The 22338-nt window shown below is 45.9% G+C and carries 17 protein-coding genes; 6 read left to right on the forward strand and 11 right to left on the reverse strand.

Features of this window, described 5'->3' with window-relative positions; all coding sequences use genetic code 11:
- Positions 1 to 85 precede the first annotated feature (85 nt).
- Together E5672_RS13050 and E5672_RS13055 are read left to right on the forward strand one after the other, a co-directional pair.
- Positions 86 to 2482, forward strand: a complete 2397-nt coding sequence (locus E5672_RS13050; RefSeq protein WP_136782692.1) for a TonB-dependent receptor — start codon at positions 86 to 88, stop codon at positions 2480 to 2482.
- A gap of 40 nt (positions 2483 to 2522) precedes the next feature.
- Positions 2523 to 3902, forward strand: coding sequence for a 5-methyltetrahydrofolate--homocysteine methyltransferase (locus tag E5672_RS13055; RefSeq protein WP_136782586.1), 1380 nt, complete (start codon positions 2523 to 2525; stop codon positions 3900 to 3902).
- 77 nt (positions 3903 to 3979) lie between these two features.
- On the opposite strand, the gene E5672_RS13060 is transcribed toward E5672_RS13055, so the two are convergent.
- From E5672_RS13060 to E5672_RS19880, 6 genes are all read right to left on the reverse strand, one after another.
- The gene (locus tag E5672_RS13060; protein ID WP_136782587.1) at positions 3980 to 4834 is read right to left on the reverse strand and encodes a pirin family protein; all 855 of its coding nucleotides are present in this window, start codon (positions 4832 to 4834) and stop codon (positions 3980 to 3982) included.
- A 12-nt stretch (positions 4835 to 4846) separates the two neighbouring features.
- Entirely contained in the window at positions 4847 to 6607 is a 1761-nt protein-coding gene (locus E5672_RS13065) for an amidohydrolase (RefSeq protein ID WP_136782588.1), read from the reverse strand.
- A 10-nt stretch (positions 6608 to 6617) separates the two neighbouring features.
- Positions 6618 to 6986: a c-type cytochrome gene (locus tag E5672_RS13070; RefSeq protein ID WP_136782589.1), complete on the reverse strand. Its 369-nt coding sequence runs from the start codon at positions 6984 to 6986 to the stop codon at positions 6618 to 6620.
- A 64-nt stretch (positions 6987 to 7050) separates the two neighbouring features.
- Complete coding sequence (locus tag E5672_RS13075; RefSeq protein WP_136782590.1) at positions 7051 to 7761, reverse strand: hydrolase; 711 nt, start codon at positions 7759 to 7761, stop codon at positions 7051 to 7053.
- A 143-nt stretch (positions 7762 to 7904) separates the two neighbouring features.
- Positions 7905 to 8327 (reverse strand): YybH family protein, encoded by a 423-nt coding sequence (locus tag E5672_RS13080; RefSeq protein ID WP_136782591.1) that lies wholly within the window; start codon positions 8325 to 8327, stop codon positions 7905 to 7907.
- A gap of 321 nt (positions 8328 to 8648) precedes the next feature.
- Positions 8649 to 8825 carry a hypothetical protein gene (locus E5672_RS19880; protein WP_167483144.1) on the reverse strand — a complete coding sequence of 59 codons (177 nt, stop codon included), beginning with the start codon at positions 8823 to 8825 and terminating at the stop codon, positions 8649 to 8651.
- A 117-nt stretch (positions 8826 to 8942) separates the two neighbouring features.
- Here E5672_RS19880 and E5672_RS13085 point away from each other — a divergent pair, with 117 nt between their 5' ends.
- Positions 8943 to 9713: a sulfite exporter TauE/SafE family protein gene (locus tag E5672_RS13085; protein WP_136782592.1), complete on the forward strand. Its 771-nt coding sequence runs from the start codon at positions 8943 to 8945 to the stop codon at positions 9711 to 9713.
- 80 nt (positions 9714 to 9793) lie between these two features.
- Here E5672_RS13085 and E5672_RS13090 read toward each other — a convergent pair whose 3' ends face one another.
- The 5 genes from E5672_RS13090 to E5672_RS13110 all read right to left on the reverse strand — a co-directional run bounded on the left by E5672_RS13090 (position 9794) and on the right by E5672_RS13110 (position 16467).
- Positions 9794 to 11911, reverse strand: a complete 2118-nt coding sequence (locus E5672_RS13090) for a TonB-dependent receptor plug domain-containing protein (protein ID WP_136782593.1) — start codon at positions 11909 to 11911, stop codon at positions 9794 to 9796.
- A gap of 71 nt (positions 11912 to 11982) precedes the next feature.
- Positions 11983 to 12393: a hypothetical protein gene (locus E5672_RS13095; RefSeq protein ID WP_136782594.1), complete on the reverse strand. Its 411-nt coding sequence runs from the start codon at positions 12391 to 12393 to the stop codon at positions 11983 to 11985.
- Between the two features lie 117 nt (positions 12394 to 12510).
- Positions 12511 to 14085 (reverse strand): sugar porter family MFS transporter, encoded by a 1575-nt coding sequence (locus tag E5672_RS13100; RefSeq protein ID WP_136782595.1) that lies wholly within the window; start codon positions 14083 to 14085, stop codon positions 12511 to 12513.
- 1 nt (position 14086) lies between these two features.
- Positions 14087 to 15088 carry a LacI family DNA-binding transcriptional regulator gene (locus E5672_RS13105; protein ID WP_136782596.1) on the reverse strand — a complete coding sequence of 334 codons (1002 nt, stop codon included), beginning with the start codon at positions 15086 to 15088 and terminating at the stop codon, positions 14087 to 14089.
- A gap of 20 nt (positions 15089 to 15108) precedes the next feature.
- Positions 15109 to 16467, reverse strand: a complete 1359-nt coding sequence (locus E5672_RS13110; protein ID WP_136782597.1) for a GH1 family beta-glucosidase — start codon at positions 16465 to 16467, stop codon at positions 15109 to 15111.
- Between the two features lie 205 nt (positions 16468 to 16672).
- Between E5672_RS13110 and E5672_RS13115 the strand changes: the two genes are divergently transcribed.
- The 3 genes from E5672_RS13115 to nhaC all read left to right on the forward strand — a co-directional run bounded on the left by E5672_RS13115 (position 16673) and on the right by nhaC (position 22222).
- Entirely contained in the window at positions 16673 to 17935 is a 1263-nt protein-coding gene (locus tag E5672_RS13115) for a sugar MFS transporter (protein WP_136782598.1), read from the forward strand.
- A gap of 12 nt (positions 17936 to 17947) precedes the next feature.
- A complete protein-coding gene (locus tag E5672_RS13120) occupies positions 17948 to 20500 on the forward strand; it encodes a glycoside hydrolase family 3 protein (protein WP_136782599.1) in 2553 nt (850 codons plus the stop codon).
- A 234-nt stretch (positions 20501 to 20734) separates the two neighbouring features.
- Complete coding sequence (gene nhaC, locus E5672_RS13125) at positions 20735 to 22222, forward strand: Na+/H+ antiporter NhaC (RefSeq protein WP_136782600.1); 1488 nt, start codon at positions 20735 to 20737, stop codon at positions 22220 to 22222.
- Positions 22223 to 22338: the final 116 nt, after the last annotated feature.

Genomic DNA, 22338 nt, shown 5'->3' on the forward strand with positions numbered 1-22338 from the left:
TTACCTCTTGCGTAAACGTTACAATATAACATACCATAAAAATAAATATGATACATTATCACATTACACAAATTCAGAGGTTCGAATAATGAAACTGTCTCGATTGGCGTTAGGCTTATCGCTTTTAGCGCCCGCGTCACTTTTGGCGTCTCCGTCAGTGCTAGCACAAACACTTTCAGGCACGGTAACGAATGCAGCAGGGAAGCCCCTCGCCAACGCAACTGTTGAAATTGAGGCGTTAAAGCGTGTTACCAGCACCAACGAGTTGGGTGAGTTTACTTTCTCTGACGTTAAGGAAGGCGAATACACGCTGCATATATTCGCTTCTGGCTTTGCTCATTTGCATCAAGATGCAACCGTTCAATCGAATACTTCGGGTAGCACTAACTTTGTCTTAGCGCGAAGTGCTATTGAAGTGATTGATGTGCACGCCACGCCTATGCATTTGTCTGTCATGGAGTCGGCTACGCCGGTGAGCGTGTTATCAGGTGATACCTTACGACGTCAGCAAGCGGCCACGTTGGGCGATACGCTAGAGAAACTGCCAGGCGTACAATCTAACTTTCATGGCAACGTGGCAAGCACGCCAATAATTCGAGGCCTCAGCGGTCCACGGGTACTTATAACGCAAAACGGTTTGGATGTGAGCGATGTTTCTCGGGTTGGCCCAGACCATGCGGTAGCGAGTGAAGCCTCAACCGCTAACCAAATTGAAGTGCTGCGAGGGCCTGCCACCCTGTTCTTTGGAAGCGGTGCAATAGGCGGTGTGGTTAACGTAGTTGACCAACGCGTGCCGACCTCCACTGAAACACGCGGGGAATTTTTACTAGAAACCCAAACCGTTAACGACCAGAAGCTTGCATCGTTTAACGTGACCACTGGCGTTGACAACATGGCCTTCTATGCTGACGGCTTTTACCGCGACTCAAATGACTATGAAACCCCAATGGCGCCAGATATTGATGATCCGGATGGCGAGCATGTGGTTGAGAACAGTAATGAAGAGTCCCACGGGTTTACGTTAGGTACCAGTTACTTATTTGACCAAGGTTATGTTGGTGTGGCGGTAGAAAGGTTCGAACGAGAGTACGGCGTGCCTGGGCATAGCCATGGTGATGACTCATCAGTATTTGCTGATCTTGAGCAGACTAAGTACCAACTTCTTGGCGAATACAACTTTACTAATGACTTTTTGCAAAGTGTTCACTTTAGAGCGGGCTATACCGATTACGAACACGCTGAAGTAGAAAGTGGTTTAGTCGGTACTACGTTCAGCAATGAAACAGAAGAACTTCGCGTAGAGTTATTGCATAAGCCCATGGCCGGCTGGCGTGGCGGTGTAAGTCTTCACTACAAAGGCGCGGACGTTTCGGCGCAAGGTGAAGAAGCCTTCACACCTCCTTCAGAGATGGAGATGTTTGCTATAGCTTTGATGGAAGAACGCCATTTTGGTGACTTCTTAGTTCAGTTAGGGGCCCGTGCAGAAAGAGTAACACTGGACGCTTCGAGTGTGTTGCTGCCCGAGCTAGATGCTCACGACCATGATGAAGAGCACGAAGAAGACGAGCATGATCATGAGGAACACGACCATGACGACGGTGAGCTAGTTCGCCAGTTCGCGGTAGACCAAGAGTTTACCCCTATATCACTGTCGGCAGGTGTGGTTTACACCATTAATGAAAGCTATAACGTAGGCGTTTCACTTTCCCGTTCAGAGCGGGCGCCTTCAGCGTCTGAGCTCCTTTCGTTTGGCCCGCATATTGGCACCCGTACCTATGAGATAGGCGCCTTGTTTAATTTGTCAGAAGAAGGCGAGTTTGTGCTTTCTCAAACGCCTATCGATCTTGAAACAGCCAACAATATCGACCTAACGTTCAGAAAAACACAGGGCGATGTTGGCTTTGTGTTTAATGCTTTTTACAACCAGGTAGATAACTACTACTTCCAAGAAGAAACCGGCTTATTCGCTGAAAGTGGCCATGACCATGATCATGGAGAAGAGGAGCACAGCGAAGACGAACACAGCGATGAATTGCCTGTTTACTTGTTTGGTTCTGCTGATGCCATTCTTCATGGTTTTGAGCTACAAGTTGCGTGGCAAACCACAGATAATTTAAAACTCGATTTCTTTGCCGACTACGTTAAAGCCCGACTTAAAGATGGTGGCGCACTGCCGCGTACTTCGCCTATGCGCGTGGGGACACATGTTGCTTACACACTTGATAACATCCGCGCCGACTTAGACATTACCCATTTTGCCAAACAAGACGACATCTCAACCTTCGAGACTGAAACAGACGGTTACACCCTTGTTGATGCATCAATTACCTATGACATTCCAATGGGGGATATTGATTTATCGGTTTACCTGAGCGGTGAAAACCTCACCGACGAAGAAGCGCGTGTTCACACCTCATTTTTGAAAGATATTGCACCACGTCCTGGTAGAAACTTTGCTTTCGGCGTACGCGGTTATTTCTAAAATCAGCTTATAAAAAAGAATTATTGATAGGGATACACACATGAAAAATAGACTAGTACTAAGCGCCATAGCCAGCGCTCTTCTGCTTGCAGGCTGTGGTGATGCAGAAACCAATATTGTAGAGCTGGATCCTATTGAGATGCCAGAGGATGATCACGACCACGACGATCACGACTCAGACTATGAAATAGAAAGTGAAGGCCGATTGGTTGTTGCCGATGCTGCATCAAATACGCTCACTGTCTTTGATCTAGATGATAATTCAGTACTTGATACGTTTTCTGCAACCTTTGATGGAAGCAGTGTAAGCGCCTCCGCAGACTATCGCTTTGCAGTAATCAACAGCCGAGCAAACGGATTAACTGAGTTTCTTGATGGTGGATTATGGCGAGAAGATCACGTAGAGCACCTGCACGACTATGAAGAGGCCCCAAGTTTGTCTGGTTTCACACTAGAAGGTAGCCAACCTACTCACGTAGTCACACATGATGGTCAGCTTGCTGTGTTTTACGATGGAGACGCCGATACCAGCATGCCAGCTGCGGTAAAAGTGGTAACTGACACCCAAATTGCCAGTGAAATTACCGAAGTTCCTACTTTGGAGTTTACCGTAAACATGCACGGTGTCGCAGAACCTCGTGGTGACATGCTGATTAGTACCGTACGTCGTGATGATGCAGAGTCTCTTTCAGCCAACCCAATCTTGCCAGACAGCGTTGCAGTATTTCACTGGCATGATGGTGAGTACGAAGAAGAGCAACGTTTTGATGGCGAATGTGCTGACTTACATGGCGCTGCTCAAAACGAAGTAGCTGTGGCATTTGGCTGTAGCGACGGCGTATTAATATTAAACGAAAATGATGAAGTATTTACCAGCGCGTTTATCGACAACATTGATGGTCTTGGCGATCTGCGCATTGGCACAATGTATGGACATGAACACGCAGAAGCGTTTATTGGTATTGCTTCACAACATGGTGGCGGTAGCGCCATTCTGGCTAATGTATCGCCTGTAAGTAGCACCATGAGCGTAATTGACTGGCAGCCAGAGGCTGATGCTCATGCAGTATCTTACGGCTTTTCTATGGGCGGCGAATTCTTTGTTATTTTAGATGACAAAGGTTTTGTAACACTGCTGGAAGCACATGAGGAAGACGGTGACACTCACTGGGAATTTGCGCACAAGATTGATGTGGCAAGTGCCAGCGCGGCAAACCTAACAGATGACCAGTCATTTAGCATGGCGGCATCACAGCATGAAGAAACTTTATTTGTGGTTGACCCTGTTGCGCAAGCTATCCTTGCTGTTGATTTGGAAACCGAGACCACGGAAACCTTGCTTGAACTAGATTTTGAGCCTTCAGGTGCGGTTTGGTTAGGTATTGCTGAAGAATACGAGCACGACGATCACGACCACTAATACACAGTGGCATTTCACTAACGAAAGAGCAGGCTATAAACCTGCTCTTTTTAGTTTTAGCTACCCTTAGCAAGGCATTATTTAGGCAGCGGAATAAACTCGCGGTCGTCACCCGGAATAGTTGGGAATAACCCGTTTGCCCAACGAGCCTCAGCGTCTTCTATTTTCTCTTGAGAGTACGCCAAAAAGTTCCATCGTAAAATGGGCTGCTTGTCCATTTTCTTGCCACCTAAAAGGAAGTAGCGACTATTCTCAATGGTTTCAATTTCACTTTCATCGTCTAAAAGAACGAACTCGCCAGCGCTGAAAACTTCATCTCCTAGTTTTACTTTACCGGAAATAACGTAACAGGCCGTTTGAGAATTGCCACATGGACGCTCAATAACCGCTCCTGCTTCTGTTATCACATCTAAATAAAACATGGGTGAGTAAGTCTTAACCGGTGACGTATAGCCGTACGCTTCCCCTGCAATTAGTCGCATCAGTACTTTTTCACGATGTATATACGGCAGTTTAGCTTTGTTAACGTGTATAAAGCTGGGCTCCATATCTGCCTTTTCTTCGGGCAATGCAACCCAGCACTGTAGACCGTTTAGCACATGGTCACTGCCTCGGGTTTCAATGGTCTCTCGCTCAGAGTGAACAATGCCTTTACCCGCTGTCATCCAGTTTACGTCGCCAGGCTGTATTTCCTGAATAGAGCCTAAGCTGTCCCTATGCAGCATACTACCTTCCATTAAATAACTAATGGTGGCCAGTCCTATATGCGGGTGGGGCCTAACGTTAATGCCGCTGCCTGCTGGGAAATGTGCAGGTCCCATGTGGTCAACAAAAACAAATGGGCCAATGCTCTTTGCGTCAACGTGGGGAATAATGCGACTTACTGAGAAGCCACCTAAATCTTTTTTGTGAGATGAAATTCTTTTTGCCATGATCTTTCTCAATTAACGTTGTTGGGAGAAGTTAACCGGTGACCACGCGGGCTCGGCTGTTTCTATTGGTGTTGCGAGTTCTGGGTACTGCTGTCTATCGGCAAAAACGACGTTGCCGTCTACGACAGTTAACTGTGCTTGTGTGTTTAGCAATGCCTTTTCACTTACTGTTAAGATATCGTGGTTAAGAATAGCAAAGTCAGCGTAAAAGCCAGGTTGTAATCTACCCTTATCGTTTTCTTCTCCAGATAGTGCAGCGCTGCCTTGAGTAAATAGCTTAAGGGCTGTCAGTCTGTCTACATGTTCTGTACCTAAATCAAAACCACCCACGGTTTTTCCGCTCACTGCCCAGTAATAGGTTGCCCATGGATTAAAACTTGAAACGCGGGTACCGTCTGTGCCTAAGCCCACTGTGATACCAGCACTAAGCATTTGCTTTATAGGGGGCGTGCGCTTGGCTTGCTCGGCGCCATATCGCTCAACGAAATCCTCACCAGCAAAGGCCATACGACCTTGTACCGCAATCGAGCCACCTAACGCTTTAATACGCGAGAGATTTTCATCAGACGCCGTCTCAGCGTGGTCGATAATCCAGCGCACGCTATCAACGGGCTGTGTTGAGTGAATATGTTCAAGTACGTTTAAAATACGTGTTATAGATTGGTCATAAGTGGCATGGAGTCTAAAGGGCCACTGCTGTAGAAGGTGCAGACGAATAACCTCTTCCAGAGCATCTTCGGCTTCACCTGGAAGTTCAGGGCGTGGCGCACGAAAGTTCTCATAATCTGACGCTTTATAAGTAAGCAGCTCGCCGCCCCCTTCAATCACATAACCATTGTCTAAATGAATATGCTGGTTTTGATTTGCTTCGTACTTGCTCATCCATGTGGCAAAACTCACCATTTCTTTATTGGGAACTTGCGGAAACAAGTAATTGGAAACCCGTATCGGTAGCTCGCCGAGCTTGGCAAGGGTTTCACTGGCTGTATAGTCTTCAGGAAAAGTATGGCCACCGCCCCCTGCGTCTACTACACTGGTTACGCCTAAGCTAAGTAGTTTGCGATAAAACTGTCGACTGGAATTTAACTGTTCATTTGCGCTTAGTTGAGGCAGCGCGGCAATGGTCTTATATAAAATCATTGGGTTGGGTTGAGCAAGCAAAACACCTGTAGGGTTGCCGTTAGCATCTCGCTCTATCACGCTTCCCTTTGGTGCTTGGGTGTCTTTGTCTATTCCCAGTGCTTCAAGGCCTTTTTTATTGAGCACACCACCTGAGTAAAGATGAAGCACAAATACCGGTGTGTTTGGCGCGATGTCGGTAAGCTCTTGTGGTGTAGGTAAGCGCTTCTCTTCAAATTGATAAGGGCTGAAACCTCCAATGACTCTTACCCATTGACCCTTGGGCGTGCGTTTGGCTTGTGCTTCTAGCATGGCTAAGCCTTCTTTCAAGCTTGTAATACCTTCCCAGCGAGTTTCTAAATTATAAAAACGTCCTCCACGTGTTACGTGCATATGCGAGTCATTAATACCTGGAATGAGCCGCTGTCCTTTTGCATCGATTACTTGAGTGGCACTATCTGCGTCTGCTAGCAGCTGTTGGGCATCTTGCGAAAAAGCGCTAAATTTACCGTTTTCTACGCTAAGAGCCGTATAGGTTTGGCCGCTCGAATTTGTGATTTTTGCATTTACAACGACCAGATCGGGGGCAGCCATTGCCTGGCTAGCGCCAAACAATAGAGCAGCAATTGAAAAACGTGACAATAATGAATTCATGGGATAGCTCCTAGTTATTGCTGCTTTGGCTAGTGGTTTGTTTACCTGACTGGGCTGCAAAATAAGTGGCTAGGGCGTCAATATCGTCATCGCTAAGCCCTGATGCATTGGGGCGCATGATGCTGGCCATACCGCCTTTCCTGATGCCGTCGCGATAAGCTTTAAGTGCATAAACTAGGTACGGTTTGTTCTGACCTGCCAAATTAGGGTTACTTTCAATGCTGGCAATGCCTGTTTCACCGTGACACCCCATACAGTATTGTGAAAGTGTTTGGCCTTTTTCGTATTGCGCACTATCGGTATTAGCGCTAACGCCGAAAGAAAGTGTTGCGATATAAAGCGCAGTCAATAGTGCTACAAGTGGGTGCAAAGCTCTCATGTTAAACTCCTCGTGCAGTAACGATACAAGTGCGACAGGTCACGGTGACCTGTCGCATTGAAGGCTACTGGCCTTCTTTGGCGTTAAACATTTCGGTTGCGTAAATAAGGCCTAAACCGTATCCCCCAGCATGTTCTTTTGCGATGTTTGTCACGTCCACATAGCTTTCAGTGCGAGCCCAATCACGTTGAAGTTCTAGAAGGTACTGCAACCAAGTAATGGGTTGGGCACCTGCCTGAATCATACGCTGAACTGCCATGTCGTGAGCTTCTTTAGATACACCGCCAGACGCATCGGTTACAAAATACACGTCATAGCCTTCTTCAATGGCAGACAGCACTGGCCCTACACCACAAACTTCTGTCCAAAGCGCAGCAATAACAATTTTGTTCTTTTTAAATTTCTTAACCTTGTCGGTCACTCGCTTGTCTTCCCAGGTGTTCATCGTAGTGCGGTCGATAGGTGTTTGGTCGGGAAATACAGCTTTTAATTCCGGGAAAAGCGGGCCGCTAAATGACTTTTCAGCAACGGTTGTTAGGATAGTAGGTACGTTGAATGCTTTTGCAGATTTTGCCAGACCTGTAACGTTGTTGCGCACGTCTTCGATTGAATGTGAGCGTGTTGCAAACGCCATTTGAGGCTGGTGATCAATAAGAATAACCGTGTGGTTGTCGGGGGTCAGAAGGGTCTTGGCTGGCTCTCCCGCTTGCACAGAAGGAACAAGTAAAGTTAAGCCAGTAACAAGCGCTGCCATTGATTTTTTAATATTGAACATTGTGATTTCCTCTTGGATTAAGTTTGTTGTGAGTACTTCGTAAACTTCGAGATAAATCTTATGTTCGTTTTTATTTATTTTAAATGCGTAAAAATTCATCAAACTATTCTAATTTTTAGAATTAATGCGTGAGTTTGAGAGGATCACGCAAAATCTAACAAATCAGTACCGAAGAAGTTATCGATGACACAGCGCCATTCACCACTTACATCCCTTTGCAGAACATAGACGGCGCGCTTACCCTCGCAGGGTAGGGCGTTGGGTGTTGCTTTGGGCACAAGGTAAAGCTTGGCAATCACTAGTGCCACGTCACCGGCTTGTATAACCCGTTCATCTCCGGTGGTAACAAAATGATCGGGCATGAATTTTTTTTGAAACTTAAGCAGGGCGTCAACGCAGTCGCGCTGCGTAGCATGTTCATCGGCGGCTTGGTTTTGCGTTGAACTGGACATAGGGGTCGCGACCACTGTTGCATCGCTAGCATAACATTGGGATAAGGCGTCTTGATCGCCTCGGTTTACTGCGTCATGCAACTGTTGCAACACGTGAGATATTGGGTTATTCATGGCTGTCGTTCCGTTATTTTTGCCGCAAGACGAGCCAATAAAAAACCCGCCTTTGCGGCGGGTTTAGTGAATTCTATTTACGCACTAGCTAACCCGCCCATTCCTTAGAATAGCGAGAATAATAATCAGCGCAGACGCTGAGTAAGCAGTATATTTATTTGTGTTTTTAGGCATAGTATTTAAAAACAGTGTGCTGCTAGTGAGTATTTAATGACCTGAGTATCCTGTGCACGATGAAGAAAGTCAACGGGTTTTTTAGGTGAAGAAATTAGACCCCTGCTTACGTGTGGGCAAGCGGTGAACGCTAGGTGTAACGCTGCTCTAGGCTTCAAATATGGTAATGCGAATAATCGAGCCCTGCTTTAAACAATCATAAATATCTTTATCAGTGAACCCGCTATTTCGGAGAAGTTGCCTGGCAACAAGCTTGGCGCCTTTTGTGCTGTGCTTGTCGCATATTATTTGAAGTGCTTTGTCTAAATAACTGATAGAAGGCATGATAAAAAACCTAACGCGATGCGGGTAACTTTTGTATGATATTTAAACGATGCTGTATGGTGTTGTGATCACTAACGCTACGCAAACAGTTTCATTAAGTAAGGTGGAGTTTGACTCTTGGAGTTACTTTTTAGCTGGTTAACGGCCAATGATACATTGTCGATGTCATCTTCAGTGTTACTGATTATTACCTCGTTTTTCACGTCTATGATGACAGCAACTTTAGGCATAGGTGGCGGGGTGCTACTACTGGCGATAATGGCCGGTACTATGCCGGTTAGTGCGCTGATCCCGGTTCACGGCCTGGTACAGCTTGGTTCAAACGGCAACCGTGCCCTGATGACGGCAAAGCATATCGACTGGCGTATGCTGAAGTATTTTTCTTTAGGCGCAATCGTCGGCGCTTTTTTAGCCTCTTTTATTGTGGTTCAGCTGCCGCTGGTAATAATTCAATTTGCGGTTGCCGCATTTATTTTATTTTTAGTGTGGGGGAGTAAACCCAAAGCACAAGAAATGAAGCCCGCGGGTAGAGCGTTGGCGGGGTTGGTGACCACCTTGGTTTCAATGTTTGTAGGTGCCACAGGGCCTTTGGTGGCGGCGTTTGTACACCGAAACAATTACAGCAAAATGCAGATAACCGGCACATTTGCCAGCTGTATGACACTCCAGCACGGCCTTAAAGCTTTCGTGTTTACCTTTGTAGGGTTTTCTTTTGCACAGTGGGCGGGGCTTATCATTATTATGATTGCTAGCGGTGCGCTCGGCACGTTTTTCGGCTTGAAGGTATTAAGGCGTATTCCAGCGGAAAAATTTATGCTGGCGTTCAAAGTTGTGGTAACGCTGTTAGCCCTTCGCCTGCTATGGCAGGCCACAGAAAGTGTGATTTAATAAACATATGAGCTTAAGAAGTTAACTTCTTAAGCTCATAATGTTTTTAGGTTTGCTTTTTTCCTTTATTTTTTAGCTGCTTAAAAGCGATAATTTAGTGAAAGATGCCACTCCCTTCCAGCACCAGGCACGCGCTCACCTACTTCCACATCGGCGTTCATTACACGGTTAATGCCCGCTGTATGAGCTGCGTACTGTTTGTCGAACAGGTTATGAATAGTTGCCGTAACCTGAAGGTTTGACTGAGCATTTTCAAAAATCGTTAAATACCCCGAGATATGAAATAAACCATATCCCGCTGTAGACGCTTCACTCTGCAGTGCAGAGGTATGGTTTTGGGCGCCCGTCAACTCGGATATTAGCTGCAGTTGAAGCGGCGCATCAAATACCTGAGTATTCCACTGAACGGTTGTGGTTAACTGCTCTGGCGCAATGCGGAACAAAGCATCATCAATGTCATCACGGTTACCATGCTGAATGCTTGCTACTGCTCGCAAGCTGAGGTTTTCACTAAGCTGACCTTGCACCGTCATATCCGCACCTTTAATAACAGCGTCGGTATTCGTCCACTGAAATGGGGTTGTACCAGCCATCATGGTAGATACCATGTTCGCCGCGGTATTCGTACTGGGTGAGCCGGTGATGTAATCCTCTATATCTTGATAGAAAAAGCGGGGCGAGAAAGTCCAATTTTTATAGGTGTAATCAACACCCATATCTAACTTGCGCGCGGTTTCATTGTCTAAATCAAGGTTGCCTATGTAGTTAAAGCCGTCAGCCATACCGCCCGAGATGCCAAGTGGTAGCCAGGTATAACGTTCGAAATAGTTAGGGGCGCGGTTTTTCTGAGAAATGCCAAGCACGATATCAAGGGAGTCGCTTGCATGGTATCGGGTGGTAGCGGCTATATCTAGCGTGTTGTAGTTTTTGTCGCGCTCAGCGGCGTTAAAATCACTGACCAACGTAGCAACTGCTGGGTTCATCATCACCATGTTAGAACCCGCTTCTCCGGCATCCATATTGATGCGGGTGTATCGCGCACCATAAGTAGACGAATAGGCTTCTGTATTTACTGTCCATTGGGCATAGACACTCGCGGTATCTCTTTTTACATTGGTAAAGTTATCTACAAAACACATACTGTTATTGGGGTTAGTAATAACAGAGTTATTTCGGCTGTGGTGCAGATAAGCGCCCAATTCAAGCTCGCCACTATCCAGCGGCGCAACGTACTTGGCATCCAAGCCCTGAGCGATAGCGTCAGCGTTATTCTCTCTTGCCATATCAGCAGACATTACCATGCGCTGAGAAAAGTTATCCATGGCATGTTGGTTACTGTTGCCAAACCACTTTATAGCAAAGTACTCTGCTTCGCCTGCGTTGTAGCGATAACCTAGCCGGTACCATGCTGCATCAATAAAACCTATATCCATGGCGAGCGCTGGTGTGCCGCTCTCATTGGTATTTAGCTGTTGATAGCTAGCATCAAATTGGTGTTTTCCCCACTCATAGCCAAGTCTAAATTTGCCGCCATTTCTTTGGTAGTGGCTATTAGGTATAACTGCGTTATCGCCCGATTCTCTCTCGTCACGCTGCTGATGCATGAAGGCGCCGCTAATGAAAGCTTGGTCCGTTTTGTAAAGCACATTGCCTTGGTATTGTTGTCCGCTACCCGGGCCCATTAAACTGGCATTTACACTGCCAGTAATACCGCTTCCTAAAGCAAAAAGGGATGCCGCATCAGCATTAATATGCAGTTTACCACCTAGTGTTTGTACTCCAGCACTCACCGGCACGATACCGCGATACAAAGTGGCGGTAAGCCCTGGTTCTGGCAGTACGTGGGATAATGGCGAGTCCATAGAGTTAGGCCCTGCACCTGCTATATCTACACCGTCTATAGATACGCCAACCCTATCACCGAAAAGCCCTCGGTATTGAATAAGACCTGTAACCGGGCCGTTTCGGGAAACCGATACGCCAGGTAATTGCGCTAACTGATCGCCAAAATCCGCATCTATATTAGTTGCGGCGGTCACCGTTTCTCGCTCAATTTCTACTGTATTATCATTAAGCGAAGAACCAATAACGGTAATCACTTCTGTTGAAGCGCTGTCAATTAACTCGGATGTGTTTGCATAAACGTGTGCAGATGTGCAGGCAGCTGAAACAGCGAATGCCAGTAAAGAATACTTCATAACAATTCCATTAAATAAACGAACTATATGCACGGTTAAACCATGCGCGTTAAGTGTGTTTTTAGGTTTTGTTATGCAATTGGTGGCGCGCGGCCTAGCGGGGCGGCAAACGCAAATGATGTGTAGGGCGCTGCTGCAAGGCGAGATACTAAGGCGCGATAGCGCACAAGGGATAGTATCGCCATTGAATCTACTGGTACATTATCGATAGGTGGAAGGTCTGCGAGTGTACCGTTGGTGCAGTCTACGTGCTCGACAGGTGCTTTTAGTAGCTCTGGGCTAATAAAAACAAATTCACCCTCAAGCTCTGTAGCACTAAGCGATATGTATCGCATTGAGTTGCCAGTACAGATAAGTTCAATATCGTCGCCCACCATTTTACGCGCATGCTGCATAGTATGCGAAGCAAGGCCAAGTGCTAATGCATTTTGCAAAAGCATACATAGGCAAAGCGTTAGTGCTATCAGGCGTTTAATCGGCATATATCATCTTTTTTCTGGGCGCACTTCTAGCATAGCCTGCAAAGGCGGGGCATTACCACTTTTAAATGGTGTTCGCTTAAACCGTCTTCTGATTTATTGCCATTGAGAGACTATTGACTACTTCATCGCGTGCTGTTCAAAGTCTTTTGTAATGTCCTCTAAGCTTCTTCCCTTCGTTTCAGGAAAGAGCTTAGCAACCAGAACTAGGCTAATTAATGCAAACCCACCGTAAATGGCAAATGTTGCGGCTGCGCCTAAATTAGCTAATTCCCATGGAAAGATAATTTGAACTAGAAAGCTGGTTAAGGAGTTAATCACGCCCACCAAAGAGATAGCCAAACCACGAGTTTGATTAGGAAAAATTTCGGCTAGCATCGCCCACATCACAGGGCCTAAAGACATAGCGAAAGAGGCTACAAACGCGATAATGCCAAATAGCACTAAGGGCGCGTTCATTGTGATACTGCTGGTTAGCAATGGTTGTTGGTAAGTATCAAAGTCTTTACTTGATAAAACAGTTTTGAGCGCGCGTTTAAACTCCACGTCCGAATAATAGACTTGGTTGGTTAAAGGCTCTAATTTGCTTGCTGCGTTGGGAGCCTCTTGTTGAATAGTGCTAATCGCAGTTTGTTGAACTTGGTAAGTGGCTTGTTTGAAACCATAGGTGCAGATAGCCATGCTAAGTACAACTCCGGTCAAACCCACAATGAGTAGTGGCTTTCTACCCCACTTATCAATAGTCATCATTGCCACAACAGTAAAGGCGACATTCACTACACCAATCCATACTGCCTGCATAAAGGCGGCGTTGGTACCCACGCCGCTTTGTTCAAAAATAGTAGGTGCATAGAAAAAGATAACGTTGATGCCGGTAATTTGCTGCGCAATGGCAATAATAATTCCTACCATCACAGGAAAGCGCATGGCTTTTGCTTTTAAAAAACCAAGGCGTTCGCGTAATGTCCAAGTCTTCTCATCAAGCGAAGACGCAATATCCTTAACAAGTGCATGGGCTTGTGCGTTATCGAAAAGGCGGTTTATCACCTGCTCTGCTTCTTCTTGCCTACCTTTTAGTACTAACCATCGAGGACTACGTGGAATAGTAAATAGTAGGCCAAACCACAATGCGGCTGGAATGACTTCAAGCCCTAGCATGTAGCGCCATAGGTGAGTGTCTAAACCCCAATCAGCAACCCAAGCTGCTCCACTGCCGCTAAGTTGTAGCAAGTAGTAGTTAGTGAAATAGGACAAGGCGAAACCAAACACAATGTTGAGTTGATTTACCGATACCATTTTTCCACGGTTTTCTGGTGAGCTAATCTCTGAAATATACAGTGGGGCAATGATGAGTGAGCAAAATGCTATGCCGCCAATAAAGCGAGCCAGCACTAGCAGTTCGAAACTAGGGGCAAGGGCAGAGCCTATGGAGGAAAGCAAATACAAGAAAGCTACAAGGATCAGGGCTTTTCGTCTTCCGATAGCATCGCTTATGCCACCTGCAAAGAGCATGGCAATAAGTGCGCCCAACGTGGGAGAGCTGACTACAAAACCTTGCTGCCAATCACTTAGATTAAACTCGGCGTCAATAAAGCCATTCGCTCCGGCTATTACGCTGGCATCAAAGCCAAATATGAACCCACCAAGGGAAACTATAAGCGTGTAGTATAGCGACGGAGACAGGGCTTTATTCATTTTATAGTGTGCCTAATGTGTCCCTATCTACCACTTCTGGAACAAATAAGTGCTCAATTGGAACAGGGCTTTTAATGTCATAAACGTGTTCAAGTACCCAATGAGCAGCCATTTCTCCCATTGCGTGGATAGGGTTATTAATTGTTGTAAGCTTAGGATAAAGATAGCGTGAAAATAGCACGTTATCGAAACCAACAATGGAAAGCTTGCTTGGGATATCAAACCCGGCTTCTCTTGCCGCCGTCATTGCGCCAGAGGCCATTTCATCATTTGCGCACACCAGTGCTGTAAAATCCGGAAAGGTCGCTTGAAGATGCTGCATTCCTTCTTGCCCTGAAGACTCATGGAAGTCACCTTCAAATGTGCTGTTGCTGTCAAATGTAAGCCCTGCTTCTTCGAGGGCTTTTTTGTGACCAGCAAGACGGTCGCTCGCATCTTTTTTGAATAATGGGCCGCTAATGTAAGCGATGTTTTTATGACCCGCGTCAATGGCTGCTTTTGTTGCCAAGTAACCGCCTTTTACGTTGTCTACAACAAAGCAGTTTTGCTCGAGCTCGTCTACTTTTCGGTTTATCACAACAACCGGGACTTTACTGTTGACTAGCTTCTTTAAATAATCATCAGATACGGCTTCAGCGTGCAAGATAAGCGCATCACAACGGCGGCTTTTTAAAAACTCTATAGCTTCGTGTTCACGCTTCTCATCTACGTGTCCCGCTGTAATGATCACATGCTTACCGTTTCTTTTTAGCACGTTTTCAACCGTACTCATCAGGTCACCGAAGTAAGAACCATGTAGCTCTGACACCAACAAACCTACGCTATTCGTGCGGTTTGATGCCAGAGATTGCGCAATAGCATTGGGTTGGTAACCCAATGAAGCCATAGCGCTTTCTACTTTTTTGCGGGTGCGTTCACTTACTTTCGCATTGCCATTCATCACGCGAGAAACGGTTGCCAGCGAGACCCCTGCTGCTTCTGATACTTGGTAAATTGTTGCCATACGGTTTTTAGTTCTTGTCCTTATTTTATTCCGCTAATGTACCCATTTATCCGACTCTTCACCAGTTTTGAATATGCTAGAGCGCTTTGCTTTAAGGTGCGCTTCTGGGTTTCGTAGTCAACATATACAATGCCAAAACGCTTGGAATAACCCAGCGCCCATTCAAAGTTGTCCATCAAACTCCAGGCGAAATATCCACGAATGTCTACGCCTTTTTCTATTGCCTCGTTAACCGCATTTAAGTGAGTGTGAAAATAAGCAGTACGCTCGTCATCTATAACTTCATCGTTACAAAGCACGTCATCCATTGCAGCGCCGTTTTCCGTAATATAAATTGGCGGTAAGTTGTAGCGCTTGTGCAAGTCAACAAGCAATTCGGAAAACGCGTCTGGCGTAATTTCCCAGCCCATTGCTGTTAACTTGTTGGTAGAAGGTGGCACAATTTCAAACCAACCGTTCCCGTCACTTTGATACAAAGTGCGGGTATAGTAGTTAATGCCCAAATAATCGATAGATTGAGAGATGATATCCATATCACCATCCAGTATTTCTGGTTGGCTATCAGCGTCGAGCATGTCGATAACGTCAGGGTAACGTCCTTCAATAATCGGCTTCAAATACCACTGGTTGTGGTAATCGTCAGCCAACTTCGCGGCGTGTTTATCTTCTTCGGAACTCGTCGTGGTATGGCAATTACTAAAGTTAAGTACAATACCATTTTGGCTTTTAGGGCTAAGGCGGTTAAGTACCTTAAGTGCTAACCCGTGAGCAAGCAGTAGATGGTGTGCGGCCTTTCGTCCGTTTGCCATACCTGTTTTTCCAGGCGCATGAATACCGGCTTCATAGCCCAGATAAGCTGAGCAAAATGGTTCGTTTAAGGTAGCGTAAGAGTAAACTTTATCGCCTAAAGCAATGGCTACAGCTTCTGCATATTTTTCAAAGGCGTAGGCAGTATCGCGATTTAGCCAGCCCCCGTTATCTTCTAGATGCTGCGGTAAATCCCAGTGATAAAGCGTTACAAACACTTTCATGCCATGTTTAACGATGTCATTAACTAAGTTAACGTAAAATTGCATACCTACTTCATTGACGGTGCCATCTTCCATCATCACTCGGGGCCAAGAGATTGATAATCTATAAGCATCCACACCTAGGTCATCAATAAGCGCTACATCTTCCTTCCAAAGCGCTACGTGGTCGCACGCTACATCACCGTTAGTTGCATCTGAGATAGCTCCGCTTTTTTCACAGAATGTGTCCCAAATACAGTCTAACCTTCCTTTTCTGTCACCTTCTATTTGAAAGCTTGATGTTGCTACACCAAACAGAAAGTCTTTAGAAAGCATCATGGAATTGGATGGAAGGTTAATGTCTTTCATCTTAGAAATGTCCTAGCAATAACAATTTTGTCATATTTGCTTTGCTAATTGCTAAGCAAATAACATCATATTTACATTGAATTCGATAACGCTTCATGTAATTATCTACTCAATGTAAGCGCTTACAAAATATCGCAGAGTGATATGTAAGCGCTTTCAAATGTAAATTTATCATTAATTAGAAAAATAGCAACAGAGGTTACTTGTGGACACACCAGTGCAGCCGAATATTTCACCCGCCCAAGATCAAGCGGCAAACGGTGGCTACCGTTTTGCGCTAATTTCACTTACCACGTTGTTTTTCATGTGGGGTTTTATTACCTGTCTGAATGACATCCTAATTCCTTACTTGAAAGGGTCATTTAACCTAAGCTTTACGCAAGCAATGCTGATCCAATTTTGTTTCTTTAGCGCTTACTTTATTGTATCGCTACCAGCTGGAATGATTGTGTCGCGTATTGGCTATCAAAAAGGCATAGTGCTTGGCTTAGGTATAGCCTGTGTAGGGTGCTTGCTATTTTTCCCCGCTGCGTCCAGTCAAATATATGGTGTGTTCTTATTAGCGCTTTTTGTGTTGGCTTCTGGTATTACCATTCTTCAAGTGTCAGCCAACCCTTATGTAACCGCGCTTGGTGACCCTAACACAGCGTCTTCACGACTTACCATGACCCAGGCGTTTAACGCTTTTGGTACTACTGTGGCACCATTTTTCGGCTCTTACCTTATTTACGGTGCAACCGGCGAGCATGGTGGTGGCACTCCAAGTGCATCAGATGTGCAGGTTCCTTATTTAATTCTAGCGGCGTCGTTACTGCTTCTAGCGCTTATATTCATGTACCTGAAATTGCCTAAGCTTAATCACACAGGCGCAAGTACAGGTATATTCAAAGGCGGCGCATGGCACCACAAGCACCTTGTTTTAGGTGCGGTTGGTATCTTTATGTATGTTGGTGCAGAAGTGGCTATTGGCAGTATGCTTGTTAATTATTTAGCCAGTCCTGCGGTTGGTGGGCTAACCGAAGCAAGTGCCGCAAAACTGTTAGCGTATTACTGGGGCGGAGCCATGGTGGGACGATTTATCGGCGCTATAGTGATGCAAAAAATCTCTGGCGGCTACGTACTAGCCTTTAATGCCTGTGTGGCAATTGGTCTCATTTTACTATCCCTTTCAAGCACTGGTGCTTTAGCACTGTGGAGTATTCTGGGAGTAGGTTTATTTAATTCAATTATGTTCCCCACTATTTTCAGTCTTGCATTACACAAGCTTGGTCAAGACACACCTCAGGGCTCAGGCATTCTGTGTTTAGCTATAGTGGGCGGAGCTATTGTTCCATTGCTTCAAGGCATGTTGGCAGACTCTATTGGCGTAACACTGTCATTCTTGCTACCCGCTTCTTGCTATCTCTACATTGCTTATTATGGTCTTGTAGGGTGTCGCGTATCTCAAATTAACACCACTGGAAAGTAACGAGGATTAATAATGCGAAAAACTATAATCGCGAAGGTTGTTACAGGTGCATTGGTTGGCGTTTTAGTTAGTGCATGCTCAACGGAAAAAAACGTTTCTTCGGTCGAAAGCGCTGAAGCGCAGTCGAGCCAAGCAAGCGCAATTTGGCCCAAGCTTGATATTGAGGTCAAAAAAGATTCAGCTGTTGAAAAAAAGGTAGAGGACATTCTTTCTACCATGACGGTTGAGCAAAAAATTGCGCAAATGATTCAGCCTGAAATTCGCAATATCACGGTAGAGGATATGCGCAAATATGGTTTTGGTTCTTACCTCAACGGTGGTGGAGCATTTCCCGATAATAACAAGCACGCTACACCAGAAGATTGGGTAGCGCTTGCTGAAAAGCTGTATCAAGCTTCAGTGGATGACAGCCTAGATAACTCGACTATTCCAACAATGTGGGGAACCGATGCGGTTCACGGACATAACAATGTTATAGGCGCAACCTTATTTCCGCACAACATAGGCTTAGGCGCAGCTAATAACCCAGAGTTAGTAGAGAAAATTGCTCATATCACAGCAAAAGAAGTGATGGCGACGGGTATAGATTGGGTGTTTGCGCCGACTGTTGCTGTGGTACGGGACGATCGCTGGGGCAGAACCTATGAGAGCTACTCTGAAGATCCTGCCATTGTAAGAGAGTATGCGGCTTCGGTTGTTAAAGGCCTTCAAGGTGCTGCTGACAAAGATTTCTTAAGCGACCAGCGTGTTATTAGTACAGTAAAACACTTTGTAGGTGACGGCGGTACTGTAGGCGGAGACGACCAAGGTGACAACGTAGCGAGTGAACAAGAGTTGTTCGATATTCACGCTCAGGGTTATGTGGGCGGATTAACTGCTGGCGCGCAGTCTGTTATGGCGTCGTTTAATAGCTGGAACGGCGATAAGCTTCACGGTCATAAATACTTATTGACCGATGTACTTAAAGAGCAAATGGGCTTCGATGGGTTTGTAGTCGGTGATTGGAACGGTCATGGGCAGGTCAAAGGGTGCAACAATGAAGATTGTGCGCAGGCCATCAACGCGGGTCTGGATATTTTCATGGTACCTAACGACTGGAAGGCACTGTATGACAATACCTTGGCTCAAGTAAACGACGGTACTATCCCTATGTCGCGTATTGATGATGCAGTACGGCGCATTCTTCGAGTGAAAGTACGTGCTGGTCTTTTCGAAAAGCCTAGCCCAGCAAACCGCCCACTATCTGGCGACCGTTCGCTCATAGGTAAAGCAGAGCATAGAGAAGTTGCGGCGCAAGCGGTGCGCGAGTCACTGGTACTGCTGAAAAACAAGAACCAAACACTGCCTCTTTCTGCAAATAAAAACATATTAGTAGCGGGCGATGGTGCCGACAATATTGGCAAGCAATCTGGTGGATGGAGCATCACGTGGCAAGGCACGAATAATACTAACGATGACTTCCCAGGTGGAAGCTCTATATACGACGGTATCAAAGAGCATGTTGAAAGTGCAGGTGGTAACGTTGAGCTTTCTGTTGAGGGCGATTTTGAAACAAAGCCTGACGTGGCAATAGTCGTATTCGGTGAAGAGCCTTATGCAGAAGGCCACGGTGATAGAGAAACGCTAATTTATCAATACGGTAGCAAGAAAGATTTAGCACTGCTTGAAGCGCTTAAGTCACAAGGCATCCCAGTGGTTTCTGTATTTATTAGCGGCCGTCCGATGTGGGTAAATGCTGAGCTAAATGCGTCTGATGCATTTGTTGCTGCTTGGTTACCAGGTTCTGAAGGTGATGCGGTTGCAGATGTATTGTTTGGCGAACAAGACTTTAAAGGTAAGTTATCTTTCTCTTGGCCGTCACAGCCACAGCAGATAGTGAACAAGGGCGATGAAACCTACGAACCGCTTCTACCATATGGTTTTGGTTTAACTTTCAGCGATGACAATGTATTAAGCGACACATTAAGTACTGAAATCGCAGTAAGCACCGACAGTAATAAACCGATGGAAATATTAAACGGTGCTGTGCAGTCACCTTGGGTATTGTGGCTGCACTCAGGCGAAGACATGCTGCCTGTGAACGCAAGTACTCATACCCTTGGCGCGCTGACTTACCGCACTGTAGACAAAGTAGTTCAAGAAGATGCACGTAAAGCTACCTTCGATGGTTCTGAATTTGCCGCAATGCGTTTTGCGAGCAAAAGCTTCTTCCGCGAAGACTTAAGTGCGAAGCTGCTTACCGATGGAGCGTTGAGCTTCAACATTAGTCGTCACTCGGACATTAGTGCACCTGTTACTGTAGGTATGAACTGTGAAGGCGAGGGTGATGCGGCGGGCAGCTGCTCAGCGCAGATTGACATTAGCGAACAGCTAAAAGCAATGCCTACTGATACGTGGACGAATGTGAGCATTGACCTTCAGTGCTTTGTTGATGAAGGGATTGATTTCACCAGCCTTGTCGTGCCGTTTGAACTAGGCACTGCAGGTAAGGCAAGCTTGAGTGTGGCGGATATTCAGTTTACGCCAAGTGCAGCAGAATCAGCGAGTATAAGCTGCCAAGAATAGGTTGTAGCTTTATTTCTAGCGCTTAAATAACGTCGCCAGCTTCTTATCTGGCGACGTTTTTGTTTGTAGAGAGAATTAACCCGCGGCGCTTTTCGCGTTATCGATCTTTTCCCCATGTAACCCCGTAGCTATGTTTATTAAACCTTCAAATCAGTAGCTGGATTAAAACTGATTCAAGCAAGGTATTTTGCTAAGTCCTCGTTCACTTCACATGTTTATTTACAGGGTAGTAATATGACAAATGAAAAAACGCCTGCACCCCATCTTTATCTCGCTTTAACACCAGTTATCTTAACCCTTTTGATATTGGGTATGCAGATCTTCTACTTCGGCGTGTTTGAGCCTCATATACCGCTTGCTATTGGCATAGCATTGACCAGTTTTGTGGGGACTTATCTTGGCCTGACATGGGAAGAAGTACGGGCAGGTATTTTTAAGGTCATCCACGTGGCCTTACCGTCGGTAAGCGTTCTTATTGTTGTCGGAATGATCATAGGAATTTGGATAGCCAGCGGCACTGTACCTACTATTATTTACTATGGACTAAAGACTCTTTCTCCCCAAATCTTTCTGGCTGCCGGTATGGTTATCTGCGCAGTGGTTTCCGTTTCGCTAGGTACAAGTTGGGGGAGCGTAGGCACTGTTGGTTTAGCATTAATGGGCATTGGCGAGGGCTTCGATATACCCATGTACTGGACTGCAGGAGCGGTGGTTTCTGGTGCTTTCTTTGGTGATAAAGTTTCACCACTGTCAGATACCACAAACCTTGCCCCAGCAGTAACCGGTACGGATGTGTTTTCACATATAAAAAATATGATGGCAACAACCATCCCCGCCATGGTAATAGCATTTTTAATTTATCTGGGTGTAGGCTTCTTTGTCATCGATGCTCAAAGCGTTTCATTCGCAAAGATTGCAGGCATAACCACAGCGCTGGAAGATAATTTTACGATTTCGGGCTGGGCACTACTGCCTGCGTTAGTGGTTATGGGGTTAGCCTTAAAGAAAATTCCGCCACTTCCTGCACTGTTTGCCGGTGCTGTAATTGGAGGTGTATTTGCCATGTTTATGCAGGGGCAAAGCCTGCAGGCCGTATTCGATTATGCAAATAACGGCTACTCCATTAATACCAATATTGTTGAAATAGATAGCTTGCTCAATCGTGGTGGTGTTCAGTCTATGATGTGGACCATCTCCTTGGTGCTTATTGCCCTCGGTTTCGGTGGAGCGTTAGAAACAACGGGCTGTTTACGAAGCATTATTAACGCAATTAAAAGCAAAGCAAAAACCTTTGCCGGTACACAGGTTGCGGCAGTTGGCACTGCCTTTTCTACTAACTTAGTGGCAGGCGACCCATATCTATCGGTTGCTTTACCTGGCAGGATGTATTCTCCTGTTTATCGTGGCATGGGCTATTCCACCCTTAATCTGTCGCGCGGTATTGAAGAGGGAGGAACGCTTATGTCTCCGCTTATTCCTTGGAATGCCGGAGGCGCGTTTGTGATATCGGCTCTTGGTCTTGGTATTTCTGGCGCTAACTTGCAAAACTTGCTGTATATCCCTCTTGCTTTTGCCTGTTGGACGGCGCCCTTGATAGGGATATTCTACGCCTATGTTGGCTGGTTCTCGCCAAAAGCTACAGACGCCGAACGTGAACACTGGAAAGCGTCTGGCGCTGCAATTGCGAAGTTTAATAAAGACGGTACACCCGCTACCGAGTAACAATGGCCTAGAGAAAACAGTAGCGTGGAAAGCAACAGTAGTCATAGTTAAAGCGAGACGCTTACCAAAGTGTTAGGGTTAATTAACCCTGACACTGAAGTCTGTTCGTCTTGCTT

It is taken from the genome of Alteromonas portus (assembly GCF_005117025.1).
Classification (GTDB): domain Bacteria; phylum Pseudomonadota; class Gammaproteobacteria; order Enterobacterales; family Alteromonadaceae; genus Alteromonas; species Alteromonas portus.

Excerpts from the sequence above, each read along its gene's own strand:
- E5672_RS13055 (WP_136782586.1), top strand. The coding sequence starts at position 2,523 with ATGAAAAATAGACTAGTACTAAGCGCCATAGCCAGCGCTCTTCTGCTT.
- E5672_RS13060 (WP_136782587.1), bottom strand. The coding sequence starts at position 4,834 with ATGGCAAAAAGAATTTCATCTCACAAAAAAGATTTAGGTGGCTTCTCA.
- E5672_RS13065 (WP_136782588.1), bottom strand. The coding sequence starts at position 6,607 with ATGAATTCATTATTGTCACGTTTTTCAATTGCTGCTCTATTGTTTGGC.
- E5672_RS13070 (WP_136782589.1), bottom strand. The coding sequence starts at position 6,986 with ATGAGAGCTTTGCACCCACTTGTAGCACTATTGACTGCGCTTTATATC.
- E5672_RS13075 (WP_136782590.1), bottom strand. The coding sequence starts at position 7,761 with ATGTTCAATATTAAAAAATCAATGGCAGCGCTTGTTACTGGCTTAACT.
- E5672_RS13080 (WP_136782591.1), bottom strand. The coding sequence starts at position 8,327 with ATGAATAACCCAATATCTCACGTGTTGCAACAGTTGCATGACGCAGTA.
- E5672_RS19880 (WP_167483144.1), bottom strand. The coding sequence starts at position 8,825 with ATGCCTTCTATCAGTTATTTAGACAAAGCACTTCAAATAATATGCGAC.
- E5672_RS13090 (WP_136782593.1), bottom strand. The coding sequence starts at position 11,911 with ATGAAGTATTCTTTACTGGCATTCGCTGTTTCAGCTGCCTGCACATCT.
- E5672_RS13095 (WP_136782594.1), bottom strand. The coding sequence starts at position 12,393 with ATGCCGATTAAACGCCTGATAGCACTAACGCTTTGCCTATGTATGCTT.
- E5672_RS13100 (WP_136782595.1), bottom strand. The coding sequence starts at position 14,085 with ATGAATAAAGCCCTGTCTCCGTCGCTATACTACACGCTTATAGTTTCC.
- E5672_RS13105 (WP_136782596.1), bottom strand. The coding sequence starts at position 15,088 with ATGGCAACAATTTACCAAGTATCAGAAGCAGCAGGGGTCTCGCTGGCA.
- E5672_RS13110 (WP_136782597.1), bottom strand. The coding sequence starts at position 16,467 with ATGAAAGACATTAACCTTCCATCCAATTCCATGATGCTTTCTAAAGAC.
- E5672_RS13120 (WP_136782599.1), top strand. The coding sequence starts at position 17,948 with ATGCGAAAAACTATAATCGCGAAGGTTGTTACAGGTGCATTGGTTGGC.
- nhaC (WP_136782600.1), top strand. The coding sequence starts at position 20,735 with ATGACAAATGAAAAAACGCCTGCACCCCATCTTTATCTCGCTTTAACA.